Source organism: Microcoleus sp. M2_D5 (assembly GCF_036701935.1).
In the GTDB taxonomy this organism is placed as follows: Bacteria; Cyanobacteriota; Cyanobacteriia; order Cyanobacteriales; family Microcoleaceae; genus Microcoleus.
Genome location: NZ_JAUBRP010000013.1, coordinates 1,439 through 14,311 on the forward strand (window position 1 = coordinate 1,439; position 12,873 = coordinate 14,311).

The window sequence follows — 12,873 nt, forward strand, 5'->3', positions numbered from 1 at the left end:
TCAATAACAGGCAAGATGCCTGTTCCACAAAGAGTAGATTTTCTTCTTGTGGAACGGGCATCTTGCCCGTTCATAAAGCTTATTGACAATGGTACATTTCAGTTATAACTCACATTTTGCACCCTTTTCAATAACAGGCAAGATGCCTGTTCCACAAAGAGTAGATTTTCTTCTTGTGGAACGGGCATCTTGCCCGTTCATAAAAATCTATAAGCAGCGCGTCAAACCACTTTTCGCGTAAGTATTAATTATCAAAACAACGCCGATTTTAGAGCTTTATTTTCAATAAATCTCGAATCGACCAAGCCCACAACCAGAGTAGGTATGAAAATCGGATTTAATATCAATATAAGCTGTAGCGAATTCAAATTTTATGTTTCACGGCGAGGTGGAAAAAGCGTCAAATCCTCTCGCCTTCTCCCCTCTTTCCTTCCCCTTGTCAGCCATAACAGGCAATGTATATGGGTAGCAACTAAAAGCGGGGCTTAGTTGCTGCCGGTAAAAGTCACTTGCGGGAACTTTGACTGAGCTTCAGTCATCGGGCGCCGTCTGCCTTCCTCTTGCCAGTAGTTGATGACTTCTGTGGCTTGGTTGAGGATTTCGACGCGATCGTTATCAGCAATCCAGTGTTTGGCTTCGAGTTCGTTTTTGAGGTCTTCCCACGCATCTTTGCGGGGCCAGAAAAAGTAGGATGTCAGCGGGCTAGTTCCTTTGCCGACAACTTGGTCAACGGCGAGGGCAACATTCTCTTCTAGCCAGAGAACTTTTAAGATGAACTTGGACAAGCAAACCTCCAGGGTTCCGATCGAACTTGTTAAAAATTTCTACAATCGCTAAGCGTAGCACACTCTGTTCGATAATTGGTCATCGGCCATAAAAAGTTTTGTGGCGCGGCTGGTTTTAGCGCCGCTCAGGGGCTGGGAACCGATAAAATTTGGGTTCTCGCCCGCCCTAGGTACAAGGATAGTTAAGTTGTGAACAGAGTTATTTTAGTCTTCGACATTGACGGTGTGGTGCGGGATGTGTCCGGTTCCTACCGGCGGGCGATCGCGGATGCGGTGGAACATTTCACGGCGGGTGCTTTTCGCCCGAATTCTCTCGATATCGACTCTCTGAAGTCTGAGGGAGTGTGGAACAATGACTGGCAGGCGTCTTTCGAGTTAGTTTGCCGTTATTTTGAGGGAATTGGGCGATCGAGAAACGAACTCGCGATCGACTATGACGAATTAGTGGCTTTTTTCCAAAGTCGCTATCGCGGGCCCGATGAGAAAAATTGGACTGGTTACATTTGCGACGAACCGCTGCTGTTAAGTCCGGCTTACCTGGAAAATTTAACAGTTGGGGGAATTGTTTGGGGCTTTTTTAGCGGGGCGATGCGGGATGAAGCTGCTTATGTTTTGTCAGGGAAACTGAGTTTAAATTCCCCGGTGTTGGTGGCGATGGAAGATGCACCGGGAAAACCCGATCCGGCTGGACTTTTCGCGGCAATTGAACAGTTGGAAACTCTGCACGGTTTAGCAAAAAATTTGCCCGTGATTTACGCGGGAGATACTGTTGCGGATATTTACACGGTTGTGAAGGCGCGGGAAGTGGAACCAAATCGGGTTTGGCTGGGGGCTGGAATTTTGCCGCCTCATGTTTTGGATGATGCTGTGCGCTGCGAGGCTTATGCTGCGGTGCTGGGAAATGCGGGTGCGGCAGCGGTTTTCAGGAATGTCGAGGAGTTGACGGCTGCGCGGATTCGAGAATTAGTCAATTGTTAGTTGTCAGTTGTTAGTTGTTATATCAAATCCGGTAGCATCGGAATTATTCATCTCTGTATTCTCTCCCTCTGCGTTCTGGAGCGCCCTCTGCGGTTAAATCATTCCGATGCAACCGGAAACGATATTAGTTGTCAGTTATCGAAATAACCAATGACAACCTCCAACTTTCCTTTTGAGATTATTTTAAGTGCAAGAATTTGTCTAATGCACTGACTGCAAGTGGTGGCCAGCGGCGGGTATGGGCAACCCAATCGAGGTCTTTGTAGCGGGAGTCGAGGCCGATGGCTGCTACCCAATTGCTCTCAGCTTCGCCGCGATTTCCAGCTTCCCAAAGACAGGCGCTGAGGGCGGCTCTCATGTCGGCAAATTGGGGGTATCTGCGGACGATGTTTTTCATGTTGCGAATTGCTTCTTTGGTTTGCCCGTTTTGATAAAGTGCCAGGGCGTGGTTGGCGCGGGCAAAGGCGTATTCGGGGGCTAGTTCAAAGGCTTTGCTGTAGTCGGCAATTGCTTGTTCCCATTGTCCTAAACCTGCTTCGGCGTTGCCTCGGTTGTTGTAGGCGGCTGGATCTTGGGAGTCTAATTCTAGTACGTGATTGTAGTCGGCGATCGCCTCTTCCCAGCGTCCTAAACCTTCTAAGGCGGTGCCGCGGTTTAGGTAGGGATCGGGGGCGTCGGGTGCTAGTTCGATCGCTCTTTCGTAGTCGGTAATAGCAGCTTGTAGTTTGTTTTGGCTGACTCTAGAATTGCCTCGGTTGCTCCAAGCGGCCGCTTGTGAGGGAAATTTGTCAATGATTTGAGTCCAAAAAGTTTCAGCGGCGGGAAATTTGCCTTCATTTGTAGCTTCAAAAGCTTTTTGAACGAGTTCTCCCAATTCCTGTTGGGGATCGGCGATATCTGTTGGTTGTACTTGTGCGGCAACGGGGGCAATATTTCCCAACCATACTAATCCGGTTACAATTAATACTGTAAAAAATGTGAAAAGTGAGCGAATCATCGTTGTTGGTCGTTTAAACTTTACTAAACATATTATTAACCGAATTGGCGGGCGTTGGTTAGAAGATGTTTGAAAAGTCTGGGCGACTTAAGTCGCAGCTACAGGGACAAAACCTGCCTCCGCAGGTTCTGGATTTTGTTTCGTCGGGATAGGCGGACTTTGGTTGGGTAGTTGCAGGTTTAACTGATATCATGTCCGATCGATTGACCGTAATATCCCGGTAGGGGCGGGTTTTTGAGATTGTCAATTATTGGCAGATATTGGCAGGTTTACCCGCCCCTTGCAAGCTCCAAGTAGCGCCTGAGCAGTCCATCAAAATTGATGCAACCCTTCGGGCGTTCGCGAGCTGACGGGGTGACAACCTGGTCAAAAGCCCTACCTGTTGAGGATTTCGGCAAGTTGCGGTAAAAAAAATGGGGTAATTTTTGTCAACAAGCCCCATCTGTTAAATATGTTTCCTCAATTTTACCACATCCACCTGCTACAGCAACTAAAAACCGACGTATACGTGACGCTTAAAATCTTGGTATATCTTTTGCAATGCCACAAACAAGTTAGTATTGAGTTGCTGGCTTCTTTGATGCCTTATCCCATTTTATTTGAGGGTCGTCGTTGCAGCATACAAAGATTTATTAAATTATCTTGCCTCGACATTAAAAACCTCTGGTTCCCTATTGTTCGATAATTTATAAAAACAAAATTTTCTCGCTTCCAGAGCCTTAAACTTACTGCTGTGATTTGGGTGGGAGTGATATTGCAGTTACTTCTGAGGGAGATACATTTAGCGGTAAATAAATTACCAAAGTTAGGAATCATTATGCCAAGTTGAGAGCAAATATCCAGCGAAAAGCCACGAAAGGCTCGCGTTGCACTCGGCGTAGATGTCGAGAATTGTTGAAACGGTTGTCGGGCAAGGGAAAGCGCTTTCAGACTTTGGTAAATCACACTATCAGTCACCGTATCGTAACCGAGGCTAAGAACAAAAATCAAGTTGTCGCTTTGGAAGATTTGACGGGAATTAGGGAGCGCACAAATCAGCAGCCACGCTCGAAAAAAGAGCGGAGACGATTCAATAACTGGGCATTCTTTCAGTTGCGCCAATTCCTAATCTACAAAGCTATAAAGCATAGGGTAAAGATTTTGTTTGTGGAGCCTAGCTAGATATACTAGCAAAATGTGCCACAAGTGCAATCATATTCACCCTGGACGGGGCGAATCTTATAGAACTGGTAAAAAGTTCGCTTGTGGCTATTGTGGCTGGAAAGGTGATGCCGACTTAAACGGCAGTAAGAATATTGCTGCTATTGGGGCTTTCGTAAATAAGCCCTTATGTTCGAGATTGTTTTGCAATGTGCAAGATTATTTCAGGGCGATTGAAAGCCCACACTGTGCCTGTACTCAGGGAGCGTGCTGGGTAATTTACCAGGCCCTGCTACAATCCACTTAGTCTCCCTTTAATTTTTGCCATAGACTTCCATGAGTGAAACCGTCCTAGAAGTTCGCAACCTGCGGGTTCAATTTCAATCTGCGGACGCAGGCGATGCGTCTGCAACCGTCAAAGCGGTTGACGGCATTTCGTTTGAGGTCAAGCGAGGGCAAACTTTGGGCATCGTGGGAGAGTCGGGTTCGGGAAAATCGGTAACATCCCTGGCTGTTATGGGTTTGCTGTCGAGTTCGTCAACGAAAATCGAGGGCGAAATTTGGTTTTCTCCGACAAAAGACGGCGCTAGCAATGGGCCTGTGAATCTGCTGGAAATGCCGGACAGGAAAAAGCAAACATACCGGGGCAGTCAGATTGCGACGATTTTTCAAGAGCCGATGAGTTCGCTAAATCCGGTTTATACGATCGGATTTCAACTCACCGAAGCCATTTGTTTGCACCAACAGGTGTCGCAGACAGAAGCGCGGCGCCAAGCTGCTTCTCTGCTGCAAGAGGTGAAGCTGCTACCGGGCGACGATGAGCTCAGGCAGCGGTGTTTGGCTTTGCGGCAAGAAGCGGTTCGGGAGGACGATCGCGATTTGATGCAGCTCGTCAACGGCCAAAAACAAGCTATGCTCGATCGCTACCCCCACGAACTCTCAGGCGGTCAAATCCAGCGCGTGATGATTGCAATGGCAATTTCTTGCAATCCAACTTTATTAATTGCTGATGAACCTACCACGGCTTTGGACGTAACCGTGCAGGCAACAATCTTAGCTTTGCTGCGGGAGTTGCGGGACTCTAGAGGCATGGCAATGATTTTTATTACCCACGATTTGGGCGTCATTGCTGAAATTGGCGATACGGTGGCGGTGATGTACCGAGGCAAGATTGTTGAGTGCGGTGCGATCGAACAAATTTTCAGCAATCCCCAACATCCTTACACAAAAGGTCTGTTAGCTTGCCGCCCAACTCTCGATCGGCAACTGCGCCGCTTGCCGACAGTTTCCGATTTTATGGATGTCACCACAAATGCTAGCGGCGAATTAGTAATTGTCGAGAAAAATGCCGATTTAGACGGGGACAGCAGCGGTGGAAATTCCGCTTTTGCAACAGGAAAACCGCCTCGGTTGCCGCATATTTCTGGTCCTTTGCTAGCTGTTAATAACTTGCGCGTCGGTTTTCCTGTTCAGGGGATGTTTGGCGAAACCAAACGCTTATTTATGGCGGTAAACGATATTTCTTTTGAGGTTTACCCCGGCGAGACTTTGGGTTTGGTGGGCGAGTCTGGATGCGGCAAATCTACTTTGGCGAGGGCTTTGCTGCAATTAATTCCGATCGCCAGCGGTCAAGTGTTTTTTGAAGGTCAAGAAATTACGCCTCCTGCGATAAGTAGTTCGGCATCGCAGTGGATGGCTAATTATCGGATAAAAAAAGAGTACGATCGCAAATTGCGGTGGCTGCGGCGCGATCTGCAAATTATTTTTCAAGATCCTTTTAGTTCTCTCGATCCGCGTCTAAGTGTTGGGGATGCGGTGATGGAACCGATGGTGATTCACCGCTTTGGTAAGAACCAGAAAGAACAGCGCGATCGCGCGGCTTATTTGTTGGATAGAGTGGGTTTGAATCCCGATTTTATGCGGCGCTACCCTCACGAGTTTTCGGGCGGACAGCGGCAGCGAATTTGTATTGCTAGAGCTTTGGCTTTGAATCCTAAGTTTATTATTTGCGATGAGTCGGTTTCGGCATTAGATGTGTCCGTGCAGGCGCAAGTTTTAAATTTGCTCAAGGAGTTGCAAACAGAGTTTGGACTGACTTATATTTTTATTTCTCACGATTTGAGCGTGGTCAAGTTTATGAGCGATCGCGCGATCGTCATGAACAAAGGTAAAATCGAAGAAATTGGCACTGCTGAGCGCATTTACCGCCAACCGCAGCAAGCTTACACGCGACAACTCATAGCTTCTATTCCTGCGGGGAACTTGGAGCGAATTCGGCAACAGCAACTAGGTCGCCAAGCTGCTTGGTCTCCATCGCCGGCAGATGAATCAGAACAAAATTGATATCTAGTGTTTTTAACTCGTATCAAGTACCAATTGCCTGTTACCAATTACCAATTACTAATTAGCCCTTACGCGCGAACAACTCGTGCAACGAAAAACTGCTACGAAGATTTTTTTCCTTTTATCTTCACAAATCAGCAGTTGAGCTTTATTTTAACTTCATAATTTATGCTCAAATTCAACCTGTTTGAACTTGACTAATATTCCTGGTTGTTGAAGCCACACCCTGGGTGGTTCACGCAGTATTTTCATACATCAAACCAGGTCATTCCTGGACGCAAAAAGTGCTATTATACGCTACTATAATGCGACAATCAGCTTCATCCGCAGCCTCCATAATTAGGTTCTGCGTCCAATTAGCTAGATTAGGCCAAAAGTCTAATGACTAACAGCAATATGTAGCGTAGTATGATAGATAAGCTCTCTCTCTGAGTTGGAAAAATTAAAAAATGTACACCTCAGCTAAAAAGAGATTGCTTGCTAATTCCGTAAATACACTTAATTATCTAGCCAGCTTGCGTAAATCTACGCAAATTTTAAATATTAAAATGCTAGATTTGGCAACCCAGCAAATTTTTACAAAATTTAAACATTTTTATTTATATGAATTGTGAGCCACCACAAGTAAAACGGAATCAAGAGTAAAAAAATGAAGTCTTCTGTTCGTATCGAAGCATCCAAAAGCACTAAAATATTGAACTTACTGCAACTGTTGTTGAGAAAAATCACTGCAGCAGTCACCAGAATAGAAAAGGCAAAAGGCAGCAAGCAGTATGGTAAAAAAATCAGCGTAGCGACGATCGCCCCTGGCAGTTTATTCTCAATTTTGATAATTGCACTGCTGGTGTTCAACGGGTGGCTCGTAGCTGGCAGCGGCGATAATTTCTATGCCCGCCAAGTCGCCCTGGGATTTTTGGTAATAGCAAATATTGTCTTTATGGCGGTATCGGCGGGTTCAAAAGCTTCTGCTGTCGCAGCCCAAAACGATCGCCCACCCAGCGAACCCAACGGGGGCGATCGCTTTTTTAGCCTCTCGCTAGATCTGCTGTGCGTCCTTAGTTTTGACGGTTATATAACACTCATCAACCCAGCAGCAGAAAAAATCCTCGGCTATCCCCCAGGAGAAATGATTGGCAAAGTCTTCATTGAATTCGTGCATCCAGACGATCGCGAAACTACTTTAAAAGAAGCTGAAAGTGTTGCTGCGGGGAATAATACCGTTGGGTTTGAAAACCGCTGGCGCTGCCGCAACGGTTCTTACAAGTGGATAGCCTGGACTGGTACTCGTTTCTGCGAGGAAGAATTGCTCTATGGTGTCGGTCGCGACATTACCGATCGAAAACTTGCAGAAGCAGCGCTGCAAGATAGCCAGCATTTTGTTGAGCGAATTGCCAATACCAGTCCGAATCTTCTCTTTGTTTACGACGAAACCGAGCAGCGAAATGTCTACAGCAACCGCGAAATCACTGACACCCTCGGCTATACGAGCGCAGAAGTTGAAAGCATGGGCAGCAATCTACTGCCCACCATCATCCACCCTGACGACTTAGCTAAATTTTCGGGATATTTTCAGCAATTAGAAAAGGCTGCCGACGGCGAAGTTATTGAGTACGAATATCGGGTACGCGACAAACATAATTGTTGGCGCTGGCTAGTTAGCCGGGAAATTGTATTTAGCAGAACAGAGGAGGGAAAAATTAAGCAGCGTCTCGGTGCTGCTACGGACATTACAGAGCGAAAAATAGCAGAACAAGCTTTAGCAGAACAATTGAAACTTTCTTTATTCACAGCAGATGTGGGAATTGTTCTAACTCAAAACCAGGGTTTGCGTAGAACTTTGCAATACTGCGCCGATGCAGTTGTGCGCCATTTGGATGTTGCCTTTGCTCGGATTTGGACGTTGAATGAAGACGGAAATGTATTGCAACTGCAAGCAAGCGCGGGGATATATACTCATATTGACGGCGCTCACAGCCGCATTGCTGTCGGCGAGTTCAAGATTGGTTTAATCGCCCTGGAGCGACAACCTCACATCACTAATTCTGTGAAAGAAGATCCCCGAATCCAGGACAAAAAATGGGCTGCGCGTGAAGGAATGGTGGCTTTTGCTGGATATCCCCTCATTGTTGACAATCAGTTGCTGGGAGTAATCGCGATGTTTGCTCGCCAGGAGTTGAACGAATCAACGCTGATTGCTTTGGCGTCAAGTGCCGATACGATCGCCCTGGGACTTAAGCGCAAGCAAACAGAAGAAGCTCTCGCCAGACAACAGCAAACTTTGAGGGCAATTATTGACAACGCTCCGATCTGGGTATGGCTGACAAATGCTAGCGGACGGATGTTATTAATTAACAAAACTTTCTGCGAAGATGTAGCTATACCTGAATCAAGCTTTTTAGCAGCATCTCACTATTCCGAAGTTATGGGATTAGAAGCATCTGCTAACTGCATGGCATCTGACGCGCAAGCGTGGAGCCAAGATATTCCCTGTTATGCTGAAGAAGTGATGCAGCTTGCTGATGGTAAAGAACATTATTTGGAGACAATTAAAACTAAGGTCAAAGATGATTTTGGAAACACGATCGGCTTAATCGGCTTGGGTTTGGACGTTACAAAACAAAAAGAATCTCAAAGACAGTTGCAAAAGTCGGAAGCGAGATTCCGCAAATTAGCGGAGCAGGAAGCGCTGCTGAACCAGCTAGCTAGCAATATCCGCGAATCTCTAGATTTAGATACTATTTTGGCAACAACTGTGCAGCAGATTCGCGACTTGCTGCAAGTCGATCGCTGTGTGTTTATCTGGTATTTGCCCGACGCTTCGCCACCAGCTTGGGATGTCGTCCACGAAGCTAAGAATGATGACTTGGTATCGCTTTTGGGTTATTTTCCTGCTGACATAACGGGTATGCTGCCGCGAAAAATCGCTAATTTGGAAGTTTATCAAATAGATGATGTTGCAACTGTCAGCGATCCCGTAGAAAAAAAATTCTTTTTGGAGGTTGGTTGCAAGTCTGTCTTGGATTTGCCGATTAAAAGTGCGGGGGGTCTAACTGGTGTTGTTGGCTGCATTTCTTGCAGGGAGGTTCGCCAGTGGACAAAAGAGGAAGTGGAGTTAATGGAGGTAATTGGGGATCAACTGGCGATCGCGATCAGTCAATCTGAACTTTACACTCAAAGCCTCGATTCAGCCCGGATAGCGCAAGAACAAGCAGCCAAACTCGAAGTAACTCTGTGCGAACTTAAGCTTGCTCAAACCCAGCTCATTCAAGCAGAAAAAATGTCAAGTCTCGGTCAGATGGTAGCAGGAATCGCCCACGAAATCAATAACCCGATCAGCTTTATCTTCGGCAATCTTACTTACACAGAAGAATACGCCAGAAACCTGATGAAACTGGTGCAAATGTATCGAGATGAATACCCGGAACCTTCTCCAGCGATTCAGGAGGAAATAGAAGTTTTAGAGCTGGATTTTGTGCTAGACGACTTGCCGAAAATGCTGTCTTCTATGCAGGTGGGAGCTACTCGCATCCGGGATATCGTGCGGAGTTTGCGAAATTTTTCTCGCCTCGATGAATCTGACATGAAAAAGGTTAACATTCACGAAGGCATCGACAGCACATTGATGATTTTAGAACACCGTCTGAAAGTTCAGCCCGATAGCGTAGCCGGTACGGAGTACAATCGCCCAGCAATTCAAATCGTTAAAGAATACGGACAACTGCCACCGGTGGAGTGCTACGCCGGACTGTTGAATCAGGTGTTTATGAATATTATTGCTAACGCTATTGACGTGTTACAAGAACCGCTAGAAAATCCGGGAATTATCCGCATTCGTACAGAGGTAGAAGGTACTCTTGCTGTGATTAGAATTGCTGATAACGGTGCAGGGATGACCGATCGAGTCAAGCAGCGGATATTTGACCCGTTCTATACCACAAAACCGATCGGTTCTGGTACTGGGATGGGTTTAGCGATTTCCCATTCAATTATTGTCGAAAAACATAAAGGTGAAATTAAGTGTTTCTCGGTGGTGGGGAAAGGCAGTGAATTTATCATCGAGATTCCGATTAAAAGCACAGAAAATTAAATTGGTTTGTATGCACAAAGAGTAAGGTGCGTCAGTTGGAAAAACCCTATGTTTTTGTATTAACCTTAAGACAGACGCACCTACAGGGAACAAAAAAATCAAACCTATCTTACTAGAAATTTGTCGGGTTGACAATATGCACGAGACACTTAAAATTGATATGATATTAAAAATCTAAAATCTAAAATCTAAAATCTAAAATGGCATTACCTCCCGGCAGTTTCGGTTTACCCCTAATTGGCGATACTATCAACTTTTTGCAAGATGCCCAGTTCGCCAAAAAACGCCAGCAGCAGTACGGAAATATTTTCAAAACCAGCATTTTCGGACAGCCTACCGTGTTTGTGTGCGGGCTAGAGGCTAATTTGTTTGTTTTAAGCAATGAAAACCAATATTTTGTTGTGAGTTGGCCTCCCAGCACGAAAGCGCTTTTAGGGCCGCTTTCCTTGGCGCTGCAAACGGGTGCTAACCACCAAAATCGGCGCAAGTTGCTGTACCAAGCATTTGGGCCGCGAGCTTTGGCTGGCTATATCGGCGGAATGGAAGATATCACTCAGCGCTATTTGGAAAAATGGGCAAAAATGGAAACGCTGACTTGGTATCCCGAACTGAGAAATTATACTTTTGATGTTGCGTGTAAGTTGTTAGTAGGGATTGATAATGGTTCGGAAACGGCGCTAGGACATTATTTTGAAACTTGGTGCAATGGTTTATTTTCAATTCCTTTAGATGTGCCTTGGACTCAGTTTGGCAAGGCGAAAAAGTGCCGCAATCTGCTGTTGGCAGAACTGGAAAAGATTATTCGCGATCGCCAGCAAGGAACCCCTAGTAACAATGATGCTTTGAGTTTGCTGATTTCGGCTCGCGATGACGAGGGAAATAGTTTGAGTTTGGATGAGTTGAAAGATCAAGTGCTGTTGCTGTTGTTTGCGGGACACGAAACTTTAACTTCGGCGATCGCCTCTTTTTGCCTTCTGCTAGCTCAAAATCCCGATGTGATGGCAAAAGTGCGCGCCGAACAGCAGCAGTTCCCCGATACGGAACCGCTAACATTGGAACAGCTCAAACAAATGACTTATTTAGAACAGGTTATGCGAGAAGTGCTGCGTTTAGTTCCACCGGTGGGAGGCGGTTTTCGGCAGGTAATTAATGATTGCGAGTTCGGCGGCTACGAAATTCCCAAGGGTTGGATGGTACTTTATCAAATCAATCAGACGCATCAGGATAGCGCAGTTTATCCCGAACCCGATCGATTCGACCCCGATCGATTTAGCTCGGATCGATCGCCTAAACCTTTCAGCTACGTGCCATTTGGCGGCGGTTTGCGAGAATGTTTGGGCAAAGAATTTGCCCGGTTAGAGATGAAGTTGTTTGCGGCCAAGATTGTTCGGGAGTTTGAATGGGAGCTTTTACCGGATCAAGATTTGAATTTAATCAGAGTACCGACTCCGCATCCCCGCGACGGTTTGCGAGTCAAATTTCGGCGGAACAATTCTTAAGAACAGGCTTTCCGGCCTGTTCCACAATAGGTAAATTTTATTCTTGTGGGGAGTAGGGGTTGGGCTTCTAGCCCGCCCTGAAAGCCTGATTGATAATGGTGCAATATCTGAGTCTCAACTGAAATGTTGCATCATTCTCAATAAGCTTTTTATGAACAGGCTTTCCGGCCTGTTCCACAAAGAGTGAACTTTCTTTCTTGTGGAACAGGCCGGAAAGCCTGTTCTTGATAATGGTGCAAGAGCTCAGTCTCAATCAACATCCAATTGCATCGGCCCCAAATACTTAGCTAAATAAGGAGAAAAAACCTCATAAATCAGAGTCAATGGTTTACCGTGATGCCAAAACAAATAGTGTCGCCCCCAAAAAGGCCCCGACTGTTCAAAAGCTGATTCCAAGGCCACCGAATCACCGCAATAAATGCCCTGCACATCGCGATACAATTCTGTCCGCAGCCGCGCTAAACTAGCCCAAATTGGCAAAGATTTATTTTGTAAATATTCGTCTACATGACTCGCTTCCCACCAAGAAGTCGCATAGGCCAAGCGCTGTCCCGAAGCAGTCCGCAGCCACACTTGGCGGCGCAGGCGCGGCCCCGGAACCGCGACAATTTGCTCTGGTGCGCCGTCGGCGTCTTCACCAACTAAAGACATATCGATGACATCAACTTCTGTGGGTTCCCCTGTCAGCAGTTGCAGGTGACGGGTGGGGGAACCGTCGCCCAGGAGCAGTATTTGCCATGCCGGTGCGAGCTTGGTGTGGGGCAAACCCTTCTGTACTGCGTCTTCGGCTCCTTGCCAGAGGGGGTTGAGAGCGTGCCAGGTGCGGCTGTTTTTGGGTGTGAATGTTGCAGTCAAGGGTCTTTACAAAACTTAATTTTTTGTTTATTATAACGCTTCTGCAATCTACAATTTAAATCTGTTTAGAAACGGGCTCTTCGGCCCGTTCCACAATAAAATTGAGTTTGTGTGGAACAGGCATCTTGCTTGTTATTGAATAAAATAGAGTTGGTGTGGAACAGGCATCTTGCTTGTTATTGAATAAAA

The 12,873-nt window shown here is 46.3% G+C and carries 9 protein-coding genes; 6 read left to right on the forward strand and 3 right to left on the reverse strand.

The window, feature by feature from the left end:
* Positions 1-485: 485 nt before the first annotated feature.
* Positions 486-797: a 30S ribosomal protein PSRP-3 gene (locus QUA50_RS07790; protein ID WP_263053625.1), complete on the reverse strand. Its 312-nt coding sequence runs from the start codon at positions 795-797 to the stop codon at positions 486-488.
* A 177-nt stretch (positions 798-974) separates the two neighbouring features.
* Here QUA50_RS07790 and QUA50_RS07795 point away from each other — a divergent pair, with 177 nt between their 5' ends.
* Positions 975-1,763: a TIGR01548 family HAD-type hydrolase gene (locus QUA50_RS07795; protein WP_333261317.1), complete on the forward strand. Its 789-nt coding sequence runs from the start codon at positions 975-977 to the stop codon at positions 1,761-1,763.
* 178 nt (positions 1,764-1,941) lie between these two features.
* Here QUA50_RS07795 and QUA50_RS07800 read toward each other — a convergent pair whose 3' ends face one another.
* Positions 1,942-2,760 (reverse strand): tetratricopeptide repeat protein, encoded by an 819-nt coding sequence (locus QUA50_RS07800; protein WP_333261314.1) that lies wholly within the window; start codon positions 2,758-2,760, stop codon positions 1,942-1,944.
* A gap of 933 nt (positions 2,761-3,693) precedes the next feature.
* On the opposite strand from QUA50_RS07800, the gene QUA50_RS29235 reads away from it, so the two are divergent.
* The 5 genes from QUA50_RS29235 (at position 3,694) to QUA50_RS07815 (ending at position 11,829) form a co-directional block, all read left to right on the forward strand.
* On the forward strand, positions 3,694-3,921 hold the full coding sequence (locus QUA50_RS29235) for an IS200/IS605 family accessory protein TnpB-related protein (RefSeq protein ID WP_445243146.1): 228 nt from the start codon (positions 3,694-3,696) through the stop codon (positions 3,919-3,921).
* On the forward strand, positions 3,905-4,207 hold the full coding sequence (locus QUA50_RS29240) for a zinc ribbon domain-containing protein (RefSeq protein ID WP_445301929.1): 303 nt from the start codon (positions 3,905-3,907) through the stop codon (positions 4,205-4,207). Before QUA50_RS29235 ends, QUA50_RS29240 begins: the two co-directional genes overlap by 17 nt.
* Positions 4,208-4,236: 29 nt before the next feature.
* Positions 4,237-6,243, forward strand: coding sequence for an ABC transporter ATP-binding protein (locus QUA50_RS07805; RefSeq protein ID WP_333261311.1), 2,007 nt, complete (start codon positions 4,237-4,239; stop codon positions 6,241-6,243).
* A gap of 649 nt (positions 6,244-6,892) precedes the next feature.
* A complete protein-coding gene (locus tag QUA50_RS07810) occupies positions 6,893-10,330 on the forward strand; it encodes a PAS domain S-box protein (protein WP_333261308.1) in 3,438 nt (1,145 codons plus the stop codon).
* Between the two features lie 200 nt (positions 10,331-10,530).
* On the forward strand, positions 10,531-11,829 hold the full coding sequence (locus QUA50_RS07815) for a cytochrome P450 (protein WP_333261305.1): 1,299 nt from the start codon (positions 10,531-10,533) through the stop codon (positions 11,827-11,829).
* 249 nt (positions 11,830-12,078) lie between these two features.
* Here QUA50_RS07815 and QUA50_RS07820 read toward each other — a convergent pair whose 3' ends face one another.
* A complete protein-coding gene (locus tag QUA50_RS07820) occupies positions 12,079-12,684 on the reverse strand; it encodes a chorismate lyase (protein WP_333261302.1) in 606 nt (201 codons plus the stop codon).
* Positions 12,685-12,873: the final 189 nt, after the last annotated feature.

Coding starts and splice junctions, on each gene's coding strand:
- QUA50_RS07810 (WP_333261308.1), top strand. CDS start 6,893: ATGAAGTCTTCTGTTCGTATCGAAGCATCCAAAAGCACTAAAATATTG.
- QUA50_RS07800 (WP_333261314.1), bottom strand. CDS start 2,760: ATGATTCGCTCACTTTTCACATTTTTTACAGTATTAATTGTAACCGGA.
- QUA50_RS07805 (WP_333261311.1), top strand. CDS start 4,237: ATGAGTGAAACCGTCCTAGAAGTTCGCAACCTGCGGGTTCAATTTCAA.
- QUA50_RS07815 (WP_333261305.1), top strand. CDS start 10,531: ATGGCATTACCTCCCGGCAGTTTCGGTTTACCCCTAATTGGCGATACT.